Origin of the sequence: Cohnella silvisoli, from assembly GCF_021190915.1 — a bacterium.
Lineage (GTDB): Bacteria > Bacillota > Bacilli > Paenibacillales > Paenibacillaceae > Cohnella > Cohnella silvisoli.
The window spans coordinates 36,709-54,742 of record NZ_JAIOAP010000021.1 but is presented as its reverse complement, the minus strand read 5'-3'; the positions used below and the strand labels follow the sequence as shown (position 1 = coordinate 54,742).

At 51.2% G+C, this 18,034-nt stretch carries 18 protein-coding genes; all 18 read left to right on the top strand.

All coding sequences use genetic code 11. From position 1 onward, the window contains the following. Positions 1-85: 85 nt before the first annotated feature. Positions 86-517 (top strand): DUF6036 family nucleotidyltransferase, encoded by a 432-nt coding sequence (locus K7P76_RS29125; protein WP_309244807.1) that lies wholly within the window; start codon positions 86-88, stop codon positions 515-517. Beyond that, positions 492-953: a hypothetical protein gene (locus K7P76_RS29120; protein ID WP_232189597.1), complete on the top strand. Its 462-nt coding sequence runs from the start codon at positions 492-494 to the stop codon at positions 951-953. Before K7P76_RS29125 ends, K7P76_RS29120 begins: the two co-directional genes overlap by 26 nt. A gap of 631 nt (positions 954-1,584) precedes the next feature. Beyond that, entirely contained in the window at positions 1,585-2,064 is a 480-nt protein-coding gene (locus K7P76_RS29115; protein WP_232189596.1) for an ATP-binding protein, read from the top strand. A gap of 21 nt (positions 2,065-2,085) precedes the next feature. Beyond that, positions 2,086-2,424 carry an STAS domain-containing protein gene (locus K7P76_RS29110; protein ID WP_232189595.1) on the top strand — a complete coding sequence of 113 codons (339 nt, stop codon included), beginning with the start codon at positions 2,086-2,088 and terminating at the stop codon, positions 2,422-2,424. Between the two features lie 45 nt (positions 2,425-2,469). Then, the gene (locus tag K7P76_RS29105) at positions 2,470-3,834 is read left to right on the top strand and encodes a PP2C family protein-serine/threonine phosphatase (protein ID WP_232189593.1); all 1,365 of its coding nucleotides are present in this window, start codon (positions 2,470-2,472) and stop codon (positions 3,832-3,834) included. Positions 3,835-3,859: 25 nt separating this feature from the next. Then, positions 3,860-6,079 carry an ATP-binding protein gene (locus K7P76_RS29100; protein ID WP_232189592.1) on the top strand — a complete coding sequence of 740 codons (2,220 nt, stop codon included), beginning with the start codon at positions 3,860-3,862 and terminating at the stop codon, positions 6,077-6,079. Between the two features lie 132 nt (positions 6,080-6,211). After that, positions 6,212-6,748: a Pvc16 family protein gene (locus K7P76_RS29095; protein ID WP_232189591.1), complete on the top strand. Its 537-nt coding sequence runs from the start codon at positions 6,212-6,214 to the stop codon at positions 6,746-6,748. A 5-nt stretch (positions 6,749-6,753) separates the two neighbouring features. Further along, positions 6,754-7,548 carry a hypothetical protein gene (locus K7P76_RS29090; RefSeq protein WP_232189590.1) on the top strand — a complete coding sequence of 265 codons (795 nt, stop codon included), beginning with the start codon at positions 6,754-6,756 and terminating at the stop codon, positions 7,546-7,548. Between the two features lie 173 nt (positions 7,549-7,721). Further along, positions 7,722-9,434: a phage tail sheath subtilisin-like domain-containing protein gene (locus K7P76_RS29085; protein ID WP_232189589.1), complete on the top strand. Its 1,713-nt coding sequence runs from the start codon at positions 7,722-7,724 to the stop codon at positions 9,432-9,434. 32 nt (positions 9,435-9,466) lie between these two features. Next, the gene (locus K7P76_RS29080) at positions 9,467-9,901 is read left to right on the top strand and encodes a phage tail protein (protein ID WP_232189588.1); all 435 of its coding nucleotides are present in this window, start codon (positions 9,467-9,469) and stop codon (positions 9,899-9,901) included. 337 nt (positions 9,902-10,238) lie between these two features. Continuing rightward, positions 10,239-10,619 carry a phage tail assembly protein gene (locus tag K7P76_RS29075; RefSeq protein ID WP_232189586.1) on the top strand — a complete coding sequence of 127 codons (381 nt, stop codon included), beginning with the start codon at positions 10,239-10,241 and terminating at the stop codon, positions 10,617-10,619. Next, positions 10,595-10,810, top strand: coding sequence for a DUF6760 family protein (locus K7P76_RS33550; protein WP_309244806.1), 216 nt, complete (start codon positions 10,595-10,597; stop codon positions 10,808-10,810). Before K7P76_RS29075 ends, K7P76_RS33550 begins: the two co-directional genes overlap by 25 nt. A 9-nt stretch (positions 10,811-10,819) precedes the next feature. Then, on the top strand, positions 10,820-11,266 hold the full coding sequence (locus K7P76_RS29070; RefSeq protein ID WP_232189585.1) for a phage tail protein: 447 nt from the start codon (positions 10,820-10,822) through the stop codon (positions 11,264-11,266). A gap of 36 nt (positions 11,267-11,302) precedes the next feature. Next, positions 11,303-15,079: an IMCp domain-containing protein gene (locus K7P76_RS29065; protein ID WP_232189584.1), complete on the top strand. Its 3,777-nt coding sequence runs from the start codon at positions 11,303-11,305 to the stop codon at positions 15,077-15,079. Between the two features lie 50 nt (positions 15,080-15,129). Continuing rightward, positions 15,130-15,756 (top strand): CIS tube protein, encoded by a 627-nt coding sequence (locus K7P76_RS29060; RefSeq protein WP_232189583.1) that lies wholly within the window; start codon positions 15,130-15,132, stop codon positions 15,754-15,756. A gap of 7 nt (positions 15,757-15,763) precedes the next feature. Then, positions 15,764-16,864 carry a phage late control D family protein gene (locus K7P76_RS29055; protein ID WP_232189582.1) on the top strand — a complete coding sequence of 367 codons (1,101 nt, stop codon included), beginning with the start codon at positions 15,764-15,766 and terminating at the stop codon, positions 16,862-16,864. Next, positions 16,864-17,598 (top strand): phage baseplate assembly protein V, encoded by a 735-nt coding sequence (locus K7P76_RS29050; RefSeq protein ID WP_232189581.1) that lies wholly within the window; start codon positions 16,864-16,866, stop codon positions 17,596-17,598. The genes K7P76_RS29055 and K7P76_RS29050 overlap by 1 nt, the downstream gene beginning before the upstream one ends. Before the next feature lie 24 nt (positions 17,599-17,622). Beyond that, the gene (locus K7P76_RS29045; protein WP_232189580.1) at positions 17,623-18,024 is read left to right on the top strand and encodes a GPW/gp25 family protein; all 402 of its coding nucleotides are present in this window, start codon (positions 17,623-17,625) and stop codon (positions 18,022-18,024) included. Positions 18,025-18,034 lie beyond the last annotated feature (10 nt).

Genomic DNA, 18,034 nt, shown 5'->3' with positions numbered 1-18,034 from the left:
TGGTAGAGGAGCCGATCATGAAACCACAAGAAAGCATCCTTCAACTTTTTGAGGAAGTCGATAAGGATTTAAACGGTCAGCTCCGATAGAAGTTTTTGTTGTAGGGTATTCCGCCATTGTCCTGGCCAGAAAAAATAACCGGGGCTCAAATGACGTGGATATCATTCCTTCCAGATTCTCTAGAGTTTTTTCCGATCATGGACTCGAAGTGTTCGATGAACATTATTTCTATCTTCCGACGGACTATAAGGCGAGGGCGAAGGAAGTCGATAGGGAATATCGGAGTCTTAAAGTTAAATATGTGAACCCGCACGATATCTGGTTTACTAAATTGAGGGCTTTCCGAAGCAAGGATAAAGTCGACATGGTCCAGATGATAAAAGAAGGCGTAGTCGACACGGAAGCCTTGGATGCCATGTTCGTGCTGTGGAATTCCCATTGGTTTAACAACGACCCTGAATTGGCAAAGAACTACTCAGAGGTGAGGAATTATGATTCCGAAAACGGTAATACCTGAAAAGGAATACGAGAATGCATTCAGGCAGTATGTGCTAGGATTGGCTGGAAAGTGGCTGGGGCTGGACACCGATCTGTCCCAAACAAGCTTGGTTCTACAGAAAATAGAGGAAGTTTCAAAAGAGAACTACCGGGCGAATTATTTGAATTATCTTCTGCCATTGGTAGATTCCAAGTATTCGGAAGTCGTTTCATCAGGTACGATAGTGTCGATGCATAAGGTTTTGTACAGCCTGCGAATGAATGATCTAGCGTACAATGACTTTATGCTGAACCGCTTCTGCGATATTCTTCTCAAGGATGTCGATAGGAAAGGGCTGTTTGCGACGCCTCTTCCGGAAGATTACAAAGACTTGCAGAAGCTGTTGTGGAATTTTGTGCAAACGTTCAGAAAAAAGGCAGCAACTGAATATTTTCAACACGAAGAAGTCATTTGATAATTGAAAAGAATATGAGCCGAGAGAACAGCGTACGGAAGGGATCTTCCGTATGCTGTTCTCTTTTTCTTTATACGAAAGTATGAAATTCGGGTTATAGGGATGCCTTAGTACGAAGTTTGATTCAAATCCGGCTGCTTCCCCACTCTGCGATAGGGGCCATACTTTAAAAAGTGTAGCGCCAAAACTGCCAATAGGTTCAGAATCTGAACTTAAAGCGTCGCACGGAGCACCAAAACTACCAATAGGTTCAGAATCTGAACTTACAGCGTCCACGGAGCACCAAAACTGCCAATAGGTTCAGAATCTGAACTTACAGCGTCGCACGAAGTAACAAATTGTACGCTATGGTTAGTCTGGTGCTGAGAGAGAGAACGAGCAGTAGCAGTACTTTTTACCGCTGCGGTTGGTCTGGTGCCGAGAAATCGAGAAGTAGCAGTACTTTTTACCGCTATGGTTGGTCTGATACCGAGAAACCGAGAAGTAGCAGTACTTTTTACCGCTGCGGTTGGTCTGGTGCCGAGAGAACGAGCAATAGCAGTACTTTTTAGCGATTCTCCTTGGGGAAGTGGAAAAAGAAGAGCAAAATCACTCATTCCAACAACGGCCCCATATGTTATGATGAAAAAAGGTGAAAAATCTCGAACGCCGGCGAATGGGAAGCGGGGTGCGCGTGATGACGGAGCAGGGGAATGAGCGCATAGAGGTTGCCGAAATCCAGCTAGCCAATCGCTTGAGCGAGTTGGATCGTTTGCATGCTTTTTTCGATGGAATCGGACACCGTTCGAACTGGACGGATCGATTAAGATGGGATCTCACGCTCTCCTGCGAAGAGCTTCTGACCAATACGATTACTTATGGATACCCCCAGGGCGGAGATCATCTGATCACGTTAGCCGTGAACGCGGAGCCTGGAAGGATCGAAGTGAAGCTGGAAGACGATGCGATTCCCTTTAACCCTCTGGAACAGGACGAGCCCGATATTACGTTAAGCGTTGAAGATCGGGCTATCGGCGGTCTCGGTATTTTTTTCGTGAAACGAATGATGAACGAGATTATCTACGAACGAACCCTTACGGGAAATCGGTTAACACTTCGTAAAATATGGTAGCAATCAGGAGGAAACGACTCTATGAATATTGTGACTGCACAGCGCGATGGCGCTACGGTAATGAGTATAGAAGGGCGATTGGACGGTCATCATGCCCAAGAGGCGGAAGCTGCGTTCATGGCTTTGACCGGAGAAGGGCATACCCGATTCGTATTCGATTTCACCCAGATGCAATACATAAGCAGTGCGGGTTTACGCGTCGTACTCGTAGCCGCGAAGAAGGTACGGACGCTGCAAGGCCGTCTCGTATGCGCCAACATGAGCGATCAGGTGCGCGACGTGTTCGAGATGTCGGGGTTTCTTAGTATTTTGGAAACAGCCGCTTCTACGGACGAAGCTTTGAATCTATTGAAGGCTTAGGGCGATATTAAAGGCGGCAGGTTGGCCGAAAGCGGGTGATAACGAGTGAGCGGACAGTGGGAGGGCTTGGTCTTAGCCTTGTTGGGCGGCATCGCTCTGGGCATGGGATCGATGTATATCATTCTTGGGCAAAGGATTCGACGAACTAAGGTGTTATTCGATATCAGCATGCAGCTTAATTCTACATTGAAGCGCCGCGAGCAGATGGAGCTCATTATGAATACCGCGAAGCGGGTGCTTCCCGTCGAGGCGGCTTCCGTTCTTCTCGTCGATCCCGAAACAGACGAGCTGTTCTTTGAGCTGGCTCAGGGGGATAAAGGGGCAGAGGTTCGGGAAATCAGGCTTAAAGCAGGCGAAGGTATCGCAGGTCTTGTCGCGAAAAGCGGCCAAAGCATCATCGTTAACGATACCGTGAGCGATCCGAGATGGTCCAATCGCGTTGCCGAACATACGGGGTTTCATACCCGGAATCTTCTGACGGTGCCTATACTGAACCGGCAGCGCGTCGAAGGCGTGCTTCAAGTCATCAACAAAAAAGGGACAGGGGCATTTACGAAACGGGATCGTCTGTTGCTTGAGAATGTCGCGCAGCCGATGGCCGTCGCTTTGGAAAACGCCAGACTCTATGCGCAAGTAGAAGAATCTCTCGAAGCGCTTAAGAGGACGACCGCCATCAAGGAGCGTCTGGAGAGCGAGCTGCAAATCGCCGGCACGATCCAGATGAGCTTCCTGCCGCGGACGATGCCTTCGGCTTACGAGCCTTACGATGTGTGCGCGCTGCTTAAATCCGCTAAGGAAGTCGGCGGGGATTTTTATAATTTTTTCAAAATCGATGATGACCATCTGTTCTTTACGTTAGGAGACGTATCGGATAAAGGGATTCCCGCGGCTTTGTTCATGGCCGTAACGCTTACGCTGCTGAAAGGGAAAATGGGGCCGGGGCTTTCTCCCGGACAACTTCTGACGATGGTCAACGATGAGTTAGCGCGCGATAATCCTCCTGTGTTCGCCACGATCGTCTGCGGGGTGTTTACTTGTTCCACCGGGGAAGTGGTCATGAGCGAGGGCGGGCATTGCACGCCTTACGTCGTTCGCGCGGATGGCAGGATCGAGCCTATTAAACTGAAGAAAAGCTTGCCGCTTGCCGCAATGGAGGATGCTGTGTATCACGACGGTTATTTGACATTGGAGCATGGAGATCGGCTTCTTCTATATACGGACGGGATTACGGAAGCGGAAAATGCGGCTCAGGAGCAATATTCTCCCGATCGTCTGCACCAATTTTTAGAGATGACCCCGGGAATGTCAAGCGCGGAGATTATTGACGCATTGTTAATGCACGTATTTATGTTCGCGGATGGAGCGCCGCAGTCCGACGATATCGCGGTGCTTACTTTGCTGCGCCGCTAAGAGGCGGAAGAGGAGATGTGTTGCCTTGGTACATCCAGAGCCTTATCGCAATGGGCAAGAGCATCTTGAAGATGAGTTCGGCTGGCTTGAAGCCGGCTTTCGGGTGCTTCTCGAAATCGGCGGCGGAAATCCCCACGCTAATCCGCTCATTGGATCGAAAGGGCTTATCGTAACCGCCGATGAGCTGCGGGATTGGGAAAATGGGGGCGAAGAAAACCATCCGGCCGATGGATGGATTCAATATATCGAAGATCGCCGAAACCGGGAGCGAAGCATCGCCGCTTCTGCGGAAGCTTCGATGGGGGCGGGCATAACCTTGCCGTTGTCCCAACTCTGCTCGCGGCTTCGCTTAACGGTATGGGAGCGCCGCTTTCTAGTGCTCAGCCTTGCAGCGGAATGCAATCGCAAGTATGAGAAGTGGTTTGCTTATTTTAACGATGACGTAACGTGCAGAGCGCCGACGCCGGATTTGGCGTATCGGTTTCTTTGCGATCGGGTGGACGAGCAAGCACGGGCACGCCAGTATTTGAGCAAAGGCGGTGCCATTCGCAGTTTGTTGCTGGAGCCTGAGGACAAATATGCGAATGCTGGCGGTGGCCCGGTGCGGCCGAAGCTTAAAACAACGCTGAGACTGGATGAACGGACGACCAGTTTCTTGCTGCAAACGGAGACATTGGACGCACGGATATCGGATACGACTGCGACCTTCGAGCCGCAAGCGGCAGCCGATCTTCCGATGCTTCCTCCGGGAGATTCGATCAGCGCTTCGCTAAAAGGTTTGGAGAGTAACCCGAATTTGGCAAGCGTTCCTTTCCTCCATCTGTCCGGTCCGATCGGAGGCGGCAAGAGGCTTCGCCTTCATCATCTTGCCAGCGCGAGAGGACAGCGCCTTCTCGTCGTTTCCATGCGGAGCATCCCGACGGATTCCGAGCGCGCGGAAACCACGATGCTTCGAATCGTAAGGGAAGCTATCCTAACGGACGGAGCCATATGTTTGGCGGAAGAACATGCATTAGCAGGGAGCGCGATTCCCCATCTCGAGCAATGGAAAGCAGCCTTGGAAACCTATTGCCGGTTTGCGCGCAGGCCGCTCGTTTGCTGGACGTCCAATGTGAAACGCCAGCCTTCGGAACTGCCGCTGCCGGAAGAGGCAACGTGGTTCTATGGCGAGGTCGGAGTCCCGGATGCTGGCGCGCGCGAGGCTTTCTGGACGGTGGAAGCGCTCGATGCGGCTGGCGAATATCCGGAATCGTTGTGGCGGGAGCTTGCCGACAAATACCGCTTCACGCCCGGACAAATCGGGAAGGCTTGGCGCCAAGCAGAAGCGCTCGCATTAAGCCGCGGGGATCGCTATCCGAACCGCAATGATCTGGAAACCGCTTGTCGCGGGCAATTCAGGCATAGGCTTGCCCAACTGGCGGATCGGATCGTTCCGGCCCGATCATGGGAAGACCTGATTTTGTCCGAAGAGCCGCAATCTCTGCTTAAGGAAGCCTGCAGCAGATTTCTGCATCGCGAAACCGTCTACCAGCGATGGGGATTCGGCCGGAAGCTGCCTTACGGCAAAGGACTCAGCATGTTGTTCTCCGGACCGCCGGGGACCGGCAAGACGATGGCTGCCGAGATCATCGCCGGGGAGCTTGGATTAGAGCTTTACCGGATCGATCTCTCTCGCATCGTGAGCAAATATATCGGGGAAACGGAACAACGGCTTAGCGAGTTGTTCTCCGAAGCCGAGAATAGCGGTGCTATCCTTTTCTTCGACGAGGGCGACGCCTTGTTCGGCAAGCGCACGGAAGTGAAGGACGCGCATGACAAATACGCCAATCTCGAAGCCGCCTATTTGCTGCAGCGGATCGAGGCATACGACGGCGTTACGGTGCTGGCGACGAATTTGCTTCAGAATATGGATGAGGCGCTGCTTCGCCGGATGAGCTTTGTCGTCAAGTTTCCTTTTCCGGGCTCCGCGGAGCGGGAGCACATATTCCGTGCGCATCTTCCCCCGGTAGCTCCGCTTGCGGATAACCTGGATTTGGCCTTTTTGGCGTCACGCTTGGACGTTTCCGGAGGTCATATCAAGAACATCGTTCTGGCAGCCGCTTTCCTTGCCGCGGCCGAGAGCAAGCCGATCGGAATGGCCCATTTCGTGCGCGCCGCCCGGCAAGAATTAAGGAAAATGGGTAAAATTCTCGTTAAAGAAACTTTTGCTCCATATTTAGATGAAATCAACGAAACATTTGGATAGTCAGCCAGATTTTTTACAGTTATAATAGGATTATCTTGGCGAAATTTAAGTTTTCTCATCGGATTTTGCCGGATACGGGAAGGAGGAGCACTCATCGGAGGTTATACCGTTATCGCGGATGTCGGCTCCAGCTTGTTGAAGCTGCTTCGTGAGCAGCTGTCTCCGGATCCTGTGCCGCGTCCGGACTTAATCGGAATGGCATCACCCGTCGATAAAGGCGATTTCGTCCTCTCGCTCTACTTATGCAGCGTTCGCGAGAACGGAGAAGCGAGACGCAACGAAATGCTGCCTCAAGGCGGCGTGCTAAGGTATCCCCCGCTTGCGGTCGATCTTCATTATTTACTGACGGCGCATTCCACGGCCGATCTGCATACGCGAACTTTGGACGAGCATCGTGTTCTGGGCAAGGTTATGCAGGTGTTGTATGACAACTCCGTTCTCCGGAGCCCCTATTTGGAAGGAACTCTCTCGGAGAATAATGAAGAGCTGCGCATTACCGCAGAGAGCTTAAGCACGGAACAGCTTACGCAGATGTGGCAGTTCGGAGACAATCCTTACAAGCTTTCGCTTGCTTACCGCGTAGGACCGGTTCTGCTTGAGTCCAACCGCGTGAAGCCGGGACCGCGTGTTCTCGAGCGCAATATTACGTTGCGTGACAAGGGGGGCTGAGGCTCATGACCCGCGCGGAGAGAACTTTTATTACCCGTTGTACACTCGCGGTCAAGCCCATCGATATTTGGACGGGTATAACGCCAAGCGGTTCCTCTTTTCGGATGTCTTTGGCGGAAACCGACCGCAAGCCAATCCGGACTTCGGACGGCAGCTATGCGTTTCTGGATTACTCCGGGAAAACTTGCACTCTAGTTATCACATCACCTACATATTTGGAATATCGCAGAGAGATTGTTTTGGACAATGTTTCACAGCCCCCGGTTCTAACCGTAAGCTTATTGCCGAATATCGTCTACAAAGCCCCTTCAGCGGCTACGGGATTAATTGTCAAAGTGTGCAATGAATCCGGCAACCCGCTATCAGGAGCGCAAGTGTCGGCTTATGTCGATGACGAAGTGGCGGTAAGAGGACGATTAGCGGAGGAGAAAACGGGCGGCGAAGGAAATCGCATTCGGATTTCGCCCGGTAACGGCAAGCTTCTGCCGGGAGATGCGTTCGTCGTTCGCGAGAGAGAAGGCGAGGCAACGGATTGGGGCAAGGTAACCGATTTGCAGGGAGACCCATCTATCCTCCTGTTGGAGCAGCCTTTCACCCGGAAGTGGAATCGCGGAACGAGGTTATTGCCTGCCGTTCGAACGACGAGCGACAAGAACGGAATGGTCGTTATCCCCCTTCGGGGCCATTTGCCGGCCATATGTCCGGTTCATGTCGAGATCGTTGCGGGTGACCGCAAATTCAAAGCTGTTTGGACGGCGGAAGGCGGACGAGTCGTACATTTGCCTTCGATAAGCCTATAGCTTAGCCGATCCGGCTGATCATGTGTGTGGCGTTGATTGGGCCGAATGCCGCAGGGCAGTGCGTTTCCGGTTGACGATTTGATAAACCCATTTTAGAGAGGAGGAACTGGTTTTCCCCATACGAGCATCTAGAGTGGAACATCATAACCGTATCAAGGGAGAAACTGGGGAACATGGCAGAGTATTTGTCGCCTGGGGTATACGTGGAAGAATTCGAGAGCGGTTCCAAGCCGCTCGACGGCGTAAGCACAAGCACGGCCGGTTTTATCGGTCTTGCGCAACGGGGAGCGGTTGAAGGATTGCCGTTGCTCATCACCAGTCCCGCCGATTTTCAGCGTAATTTCGGTTCTTATTTGTCCGAAAGCGCGTTCGGCAGCTATCGTTACCTGGCCTATGCGGTCGACCAGTTTTTTACGAACGGCGGATCACGCTGTTACGTCATGCGGGTCGCACCATCGGATGCGCAGGTAGCTACCAATGAAGGTTCTTTCTCGGAATCGCTTAACATTACGACGAAAAACCCCGGAGCTTGGGGCAATTTGGTAAAGGTCGTTATTACCGATGCCAGCAAAGCCAAAACGCAAATTTACGAAGTAACCGACAAACGTTATCGCGTTAAAAATACCGGCGGTTTCTATGCAGGCGATGTCGTCGCTTATACTGCCGGAGGCGAAACGCAATACAACCGCATCGTCAGCGTACAAGGCAATGTGGTCGAGCTTGCCGACGCATTGTCCGGAGACGTTGTCGACGATGCATTGCTGCCTACTAAAATTCTCTCCACCTGCGAATTCTCGTTGCATGTTATTTACAGCGATGAAGTCGAAAGCTTCGAGAAAGTATCCTTGAATCCGGAAGCTCCTACTTTCGTGGAGAAAGTCGCTGGACGTTCGAACCTCGTTAATGTGCGTGCACTCATCACTTCGACGGATGCTACGCACCCATTCGATGCGATCTCCGGAATCGGCACGGACGGTAAAGTAGAATTCGTGCTTTCCGGCGGTACGGACGGTTCCGTATCCGGCATAGCCGCTTCCGATTTCATGGGCGAAGACCGCGGTCCTGGCCGTCGTACGGGCATTCAAGCGTTTATCGACAACGACGTAGTAAGCATCATGGCCATTCCCGGCGTAACGGATGCGAATGTCCAGTTGTCTCTAGTCGCTCATTGCGAGAACTTGGGAAGCCGATTCGCCATCTTGGACATTCCGCGCGAGAAAACGAAAGTAGCGGACGTCATGACGCACCGCAACCTGTTCGATTCCAGCTATTGCGCGCTGTATAACCCTTGGCTGTCGGTATTCGATCCGCTCGACAAGAGAAACATCTTCGTTCCGCCTTCCGGTACGATCGCTGGCATCTACTCCCGTTCGGATACTTCCCGCGGCGTACAGAAAGCTCCTGCGAACGAAGTTCTTCGCGGCGTGGTCGGCCTTGACGTTCAGTACAACAAAGGCGAGCAAGATATTTTGAACCCCGTTGGCGTGAACCTGATCCGTTCGTTTACGGGTCAAGGCATTCGCGTATGGGGAGCAAGAACGGCTTCTTCCAATACCCTTTGGAAATACGTCAACGTACGCCGCTTGTTCATCTTCCTGGAAGAATCCATCAAGGGCGGCACGAACTGGGTCGTATTCGAGCCGAATAACGAGCAATTATGGGCCCGCGTTCAACGTACGATCGATGCTTTCTTGACCCGGATATGGAGAGACGGCGCATTGATGGGCAGCAGCGCTTCCGAAGCGTTCTACATCGATATCGGCCGCAGCACGATGACTCAAGACGATATCGATAACGGTCGCCTCATCTGCGTCATTGGCGTTGCACCTGTTAAACCGGCCGAGTTCGTCGTCTTCCGCATTACTCAGAAAACCGGATCGGAATAACCCGAATATAAATTGATCGGAAGGGGATACCCATGCCAGGAGAACGTAATGATCCGTACCGCAATTTTAGATTCCGTGTGGAGATCGAAGGACTGGAGCAAGCCGGGTTCAGCGAAGTTGCCGGATTCGACGCTTCATTCGATGTTGTGCAATATCGGGAAGGAAATGAAGTCATTACCCCCCGTAAGCTTCCGGGCCTAGCTCGGTATGGCAACATCACTCTTAAATGGGGTTCTACGGAATCCATGGAACTCTACGATTGGGTACAAGAATGCATTAACGGAACGGTTGAACGCAAAACGGTCACGATCATCGCCATCGATGAAGAAGGCGGAGACGTTGCTACTTGGCAGGTTATCGAAGCTTGGCCAACCCGCTACACGGCTCCGGGCTTTAACGGATCGGGCGCGGAAGTGGCAATCGAACTTCTAGAGCTTGCTCATGAAGGCATGACTCGTACAGCTTAATGTTAAATAACCAATATTGGATTGGTTGAATCATCTTGGATAACGTTATGAAATAACTCTATTTGTATGATGAAAGCTCCTAAAGCCGCAATAGCGTTATGCTGTAACGCTATTGCGTGCCAAAGAGTCGTTCGATGCGGGTTATCGGGGCAATAACGTTAGGGGATAACGTTATTTAGACGGTATTTGGCAACAATGCCGATTTAGCGTTATGCCGTAACGCTATTGATAGAATAGCAGCCTGTTTCTATATCAAAATGAATAATGATTCACCAACAAGGGAGGCCCTCTCTCTTGTTTTCCTTTTTTATAAAACGAGTTAGGAGTGGATCTGAGAATGGCATTTCAAACCGAATACGAATTCGAGCTCCCGCGCGGATATGTGGATGACAGCGGAACTCTTCACAAACGCGGCGTTATGCGGCTAGCAACCGCGGCAGATGAAATACTGCCGATGCGCGATGCGCGCGTTCAGCAGAACCAAGGTTATCTTACCGTTATTTTACTAGCCCGCGTCATTACCCGGTTGGGAGAAGTAAAGCATGTGGACACGAAAACGATAGAAAAATTATTTACGGCGGATTTGGCCTACCTGCAAAATCTGTATCGTCAGATTAACGATTTGGAAGCGCCGAAGGCGCATACGGCATGCCCGAAATGCGATCATGAGTTCGAGGTGGAAGTCGATTTTTTATCCGTAACGGAGGGCCTCTCGTAGCCTATCCGCCTGAGCGGATCTACGAGGAAGTCGGCTTTATCGCCTATTATTTCCATTGGCCCCATGATGACGTCATGAACATGGATCATCGCGAACGTCGGCGGTGGTGCGACGAAATATCGAAAATCAACCGGAAGCTGAACGATGAACCGGATAAACAAAACGTATTCGACGTATTCGGGAAGAGGTGATGACGGAACGTGACCGTGGCAGCGATGAACCATAAAGTGAACGGAGCGTTTCGCTTCGCTGTGGAGCTGGATAGCATGCTGGTTGCCGGCTTTTCCGAAGTACAAGGCTTGGAATCGCAAATCGAATTCGAGGAAATTCGCGAAGGCGGGGTTAACGGCTACGTTCACCGTCTGCCTAAGGGAGTAAGGAATTCACCAATCGTGCTTAGGCGGGGCTTATCCTCCTCCCAAGAGCTTTGGAATTGGTATTCTCAGTCTTCCTTAGGAACGATTTCGCGCAAAAGCGGATCTATTATTCTGTACAAGCAAGACGGCATTGAATTGTGCCGGTGGAATTTTTTCGAAGCTTATCCGACCAAATGGAGCGGTCCCAGCCTGAATGCCGCGACGAGCGATGTGGCCATCGAGACGATAGAGCTCGTTCACAACGGCATTAAAGCGATTTTTCGGCCTTAGCCTTTAACTACGGAGATGAAGAAAGGAGGGGGAAGTATGGGACGTAAAAAGGAATGGCCTCGATCTGCAGCAGGCTTGAAGGTACCCCATGATTGGTTTGCCAGTGTCATAACCGGCAAATACGGACCTATCCGCCGCGGTTTCAAGAGCGGGCTTCCCTTGATTTTTAGGATATCTTCGGGCGAAGGCCGCAAAGCTGTCCGAAAACCGTCTCCGAGTTCCGTGCATTATCACATCCATCCTTCGGCACAGCCTGCCCCAATAGGAAAACCTGTCATACAGAATCGCTTTATGGACAGGGAGCGGATTGTTGAGCGGGAACGTCTGGTCGAGCGCGAGAAGATTGTAGAGCGTGAGAAGCTTGTAGAACGCGAGAAAATCATCGAACGCGAGAAGATCGTCGAAAAGCGAATTGTTGTCGTACGCGAAGTAGATCGAATCATCATGGATCAAAGAAGGTTAAGGGAACAAGCGATATCAAGCACGGTACACGATCGGTCGGATTTCGGCTTGTCGAATCACGATCGTGCGAGTATCGAAGCCATGTCGCGAGATCATTTTTCTAATCAATCGTTAAAGCAACCGTCGGCATTTCCGAAAGCCGTATTCAAGAATAAAACCAATAGACAGCCAGTGCCTAATCGTCCGGAAACGAAACAAACGATTCGGTCGGTCAGTCCAGACAGAGTTGATCACCAGTCCAGCGAGATGGATTTATCTAACCAGCCGCAACCGCAACAACATCTCTCCCATGCAGCAGATGAACTCTATGTACCAACAAGCGCGATTGAAGTGAACCCGATTCAGGAAGGTACGTTGAATGCCGTTAAGCTTCCTTTTGCCGAATCGATAGGGAAACGGACTGCTTGGCCATTAACGGCCAAAACTAATCTTTCTTTTCGCAAGCCTCGGAAAGGGTTCCGTACGGACTTAAACCGGAAGAGAATGCTAGCAGACCCAATGGTACAGAAAACGAAAACCAATAGGGCGCTGGCTCAAAATAGGCTCAAACGAACAATACCAGGTTACGCTGACGTTATTTTTATTAACCGAAAAGTGACGACTCGGCGTGGTATGAGTCCGGCTAATGTAAGCAACCCAACTCCAGCTAATCCAAATAAACCAGTAAATAAGGAAGTTTCAGCCGGCGGTGAACATTATCACGTCTATCGGCTTTCGCAGGCAAGCGGTCCTTCTCGAATTGTTCCTTCTGTCGATTTGATTTCAATGCAGGAAAGTCAGGATGCAAGGACTAAAAGCATGGGTGTAAATCCGGCTTCGGTTGAAGACGACAAGCAGCCATCGGGTAGATCTGCCATCGATTCTAATCCGCCCCGGATGACCCTTCGCCCAATTTCCGAACAAGAAACTTCGGCGACTACCAAATGGGGATCTCGCAAGGAGCAAGCTGAGGAAAACCTGCACCCAGTGCAAACGGAGGGGAACCTGCACCCAATGCAAACGGAGGGTGACCATCTCCCTATCCGTCGTGACAATCAGGAACATCGGTGGTCAACTGGAGAAAACGGGGCAGCGGATTGGGAGGAAACTTCGGAGGTTTATCCTGAGAATAAGGCTCGCGCGTTCAGAGCGGATTCGAATTCGATATTGGGTTTCCTAAAGCTAAGACTATCCCATCGATTGCCCGGAAATAGAACTTGGCAAGAACAAACGGTTCAACTGCCAAGCAAGGGATCGACGAAAGTTGCTGCAAGGGAAACTAGTAGACCAATGGCGCAGGAAGCCCATCCATCATCGGATAATGTGGTTATCGGTCGCATCGTTCGAGGTTCCGGGCAAGTTAAATCGCAAATGATCCCACTATTAGCTCAGCCTATCATTTCCAGTTATCAGATTGCAGCAAGATTGGCGGAGCGCGCAGGAAATCTTCAGAACGAATTTGTGTTGAAGAGGTCTCAAGGTTTACTGAATCGCAAGTTGCCCGAGACGAGCTTTAAAAACCGTCAGACTGAAATAAATCAAATGGATACGAAGGGTTCTGAACTTGGGCATCGATATCCATCCGGTTTAACTTCCCCAATGGCGGAAGCAGTTTCATCTTCTACGGGAACCCCTGTTGGAGGTACAACCGAATTAACTTCAAAGGTTAGAGGAGCGGCTGCAAACTCTACTCCGTTGCCCATCGTGCTTCGCCGAATGGCTGCTCGGACATTATCCGCACCTATTGTAATCCAGCAATCGGGTATCACAAGATTGTTACCTAAGAAGCTCGATACCCTAAAAAAGTCGGACGTAATATCAGCGCTCGTGCAGGCGAGAATTCGTCGAGTAGGTGCAGCTACAACACCAGCATCAGCCCCGGTAACGCATCATCGACCTGAAGTACCGTCAACACCCATACCAGTGTCGAAAAACCATGGGGATTCGCCTTCTCAGCCGGTTACCGCTACTTTACGTCGATCAGTATCTTCAACATTACCAGTACCTACAACACTGCGCCGAATGGTCGCCGCTTCTGAACCATTATCGAAAATGGCTCATCCCGCAGACAGTTCAACAACACCTTCTTTACGGCAACCGAATGGGTCATTAACCCAATTGCCGACAGGAAATAGAACCGCACAACCAACATCATCATTACCTATGACTGTACGCAGATTCATATCATCGCAAGCACAAGTGCTTACGATTAATCGAACAATCATAGAATCACCGACACGTACGCCAACAACTTTTCGATGGATCACGGCACCAGCGCAAATGCCTAAAACTAATCGTAGAATCATAGAGTCACCGACACATACGCCAACGACATTACGAAGGGTCACGGCACCAGCGCAAATGCCTAAAACTAATCGTAGAATCTCAGAGAAACCAATACCGATACCTACGACTTTTCGCAGAATTAAAGAGTCACCTCCATCTATGCCAAAGACATTGCGTAAAATCGCAGCATCACCAACACTAGCATCTACCACGCTGAGTCGGATGGCTGAAGCGTCTACACCGGTGGCCGGGCCGAATGGTCAAACGATTACTTCATCAGAAGATAATCCTGCTTCGAATGTACAACGATCTGAAATTTTACCGTCAACAATGTCGGCAGTTGCCCGGGTATTTTCGCCGTTACAACTAGTTTCTGCTACGATGCGACGCATTGGGACTCGACCAGATGAGCTTTCAAGACGGGCGGAATTCTCGCAAACTCGATTTGAGCGTTCCCAGCATAACTCGGGAAAATCGCCGTTAGTAGCTACATCGGGCTTACGGGCTGGAGCGTTATCTCCACTCGTACAAGCCCCGGCGACACGCACAGACAGAATGCCAAAGCAAAATGTTGCCGAGATGAGTCGATTTCTTTCACCGCTTACGCCGCGTAGGAGATCGCCAATAGGAAATCAATCGCAGCCACTGCTATCAACAATAGAGACAACTCAACGAATGCAGACGGGTTTACCTAACCAGACCGCCCATTCAGCACAAGCAACAACGATACTTCAGCCTATGACGGAATTAAGCCAACGAAGTCTATTATTATCACACACTAATTCGCATGCCGCAGAGCTTCGCCGACGCTCATCGAGTTCTGATAGTCTTTCGGAGAATGCAACCGAAGGACAAAGTCCAGCAGTATTGCTGGAGCTTCGCCGCAACACGAGAGAACCCGTGCCAACTGAACAGGAGCCGGCAGCACGAGCAACGACCACGGAGGCAGCTCCGTCCATTAACTTGGAGCAGTTGCAGAAGGTCATAAGCGAATTGCCACAGCTTCATCCGGATCAGATCGCGGATCAAGTTTACAAATCTCTGATGAAGCGAATGAAATTCGAGCAGCGGCTGCGTGGTTATTAAGCCGGTAAGAGCGTGTTAACGCACCAGCGAGGCAAAGGAGGGGACGCGGATTGGCATTAACCAAAGCGAAGATCATCATCATTAAGAGCAACTCGCAGGAAACTGTTAACGTATTGTTTAATCCGAACGAATATGTGCTGCAGTCGGGGAACCAATTTGCCTGGCAGACGATTCCCGGCCTGCAATCGCCGCTTGCTCAGTTCGTCAGCGGCGAGGCGACGACGCTGACAATGGACTTGTTCTTCGATACCTACGAGAAGGGTACCGACGTCAGGACGCATACGGCCAAAATTTCCGGCTTGCTCAATGTCGACAACGATCTTCATGCTCCGCCTTTATGCCGCTTCGTCTGGGGCTCGCTCGATTTCAAAGGCGTAGCCGAGAAAATACAGCAGCGATTCACGATGTTCCTAGACTCCGGCCTCCCTGTCCGTGCGACATTAAACGTGACTTTCCGGGCCGTCCAGTCGATGACCGAGCAATATCAGAACATCCCTCGCCAAAGCGCGGACCGCACGAAGCAGAAAATGCTCAAGCAAGACGAGCAGCTATGGATGCTGGCAGCGGAAGAATACGAAGACCCGGGACAATGGCGATCGATTGCCGAAGCGAACGGAATCGACAATCCGCGCAAGCTGCCCGTAGGGCGTAAGCTGATTATACCAAGGCTGGAGTGAGAGTATCGTGGCGACCATCAAATTCGACAGCACCACATACCAGTTCGCAACGCTAGAGCAAAAATACCGTAATTTTTTCGCGCCGGCTTTCGACATCAGCATCGATGGACAAAGCTTTACTTTGCAGAAAATTGCCGTATCGTTCCTTAAAGTGGAGACGACGATGGAGCCGAAATCGGATTCCTTCCAATTCAGGATCGAAAATGCCTATGATGCCGTGGCACGCCAGTTCAAGTGGGTCGGAGCTCTCATCGAAGTCGGGAAGACGATCACGATCAAGATGGGCTATACCGACAAGCTAGAGACGGTGTTCGACGGCATCATTACGGGGCTTTCGCTCGATTATCCCGCGGAAGGCCAACCGACCGTGACGGTCAAAGGCATGGATCGTTCCTTCCTCATGATGCGAAGCGTTAAATCCAACCTGTGGCTCAATAAGAAAGTCAGCGACGTCGTTAAGGAAATCGGCGGAAAATACAGCTTACAGCTGCAGGTCGACGATACGTTGACGCCCAAGCCGACCATCGAGCAAATGCGGACGAGCGATTTTCATTTTTTGAAGCATTTGGCCGAGGAAAATCACCATGATTTTTTCGTTATCGGACAGAAGCTTTATTTTCGCAAGCCGAATCCGTCCGCCAGTCCCGTCATTACGCTTATGTACGGCAAAAACCTGCGAAGCTATTCGACAGACGTAGACATTTCCAATCAGGTCAGCCAAGTTATCGTGCGCGGTACGGATCCGAAAACCCGGGTACCTTTCCAGGCGACTTCCCAGACGGTGAGCATCATCGGCAGCAACGGCAAGACGGGCAAAGACATTATGGCCACCCTATCGAGCCACTTAGTCGAAACCGTCTACAGCAACGTGTCGACCCAAGCCGAAGCACAAACGTTAGCGAACTCCATGCTTAACGAGCGTGCAATGGGATTGATCAGCGGCGAAGGCGAATGCGTCGGACTTCCGGAAATGCGGGCGGGTCGCCACATCAAGCTTGAAGGGCTTGGTCCTAAATTCAACCAGCCCCTTGTTCTAAGCGGCGTAACGCACATTATTAACAACCAGGGATACATAACCAATTTCAACGTGGAAGGGAATGCGATCTAATGCCGTCAATGAGCGACTTTTTTCCTTCCCAATCCGATGGCGGCGCAAGCAGCGGTTACGGAACCATTAACGGAGTCATGGTCGCCACTGTCACGAACAACAAAGACCCGGATGGCTTAAACCGCGTCAAGCTGAAGTTCCCCCTGCGGGAAAATTCGCACGAAACGGACTGGGCGCCCATCACGTCGCTTATGTCGGGGAGCAGCATGGGAACTTTGTTCGTCCCGGAAGTCGGAGATGAGGTGCTGGTCGCTTTCCATCTGGGCAACCTGAATCAGCCTTTCGTCATCGGTTCCTTATGGAATTCGACGAACAAGCCGCCGGCCAAGGATGACGCAAACAACCTTCGCAAAATTTACTCTAGAGCCGGACATGAGCTTATTTTCGACGATACGGCCAATGCGGGCAAGGTGACCTTGAAAACGAAAAAAGGCATCAAGCTTGAAATCGACGACCAGAACGAGAAGATTACGCTCGGTACGAAGAGCGATGCGCAATCCGTCGTTCTGGCGGGAAGCACCGCCGGTACGGTCACGATTAAATCGGGCACGAACAAAATCACGATCGACAACAAAGGCGACATTTCAATAGAATCTACCAAAGCCATTACGATTAAGAGCACGCAAATTAATCTGGAAGCAACCGCGACGATGAAAGTGAAGGCCGGGGCAAAGCTGGATTTAATATCGGACGGAATGGTCACGATCAAAGGCGCGATGGTCAAAATCAACTAAACCGGATGAGGGGGACAACAAACGATGAGCGCTTCCTTTTTGGGCAGAGGCTGGAAGTTTCCGATAGCCGTAGACGCTACGACCGGACGATTCCTTCTGTCGGAAGGCGAAGAGGATATCGCGGAAGCCATTCGCATCATCCTCATGACATCTAGGGGGGAGCGCGTCATGCGCCCCGAATTCGGCTGCGGTCTCCGCAACTTCGTGTTCGGCACGACCGACGAGACGACGATGCGGCTTCTGGAAAGCGACATTACGCAAGCGATCACGGTATGGGAGCCGCGCGTGACGGACGTTGAAGTCGAAGCGAGGCTTGACGAGTCGCAGTCCGGACGTATGCTGCTCATCGTCAACTATATCGTCCGTTCCACCAACAATTTGTTTAATCAGGTTTACCCCTTCTACTTGGAAGAAGGAACGAAATAACGGGAGCGAC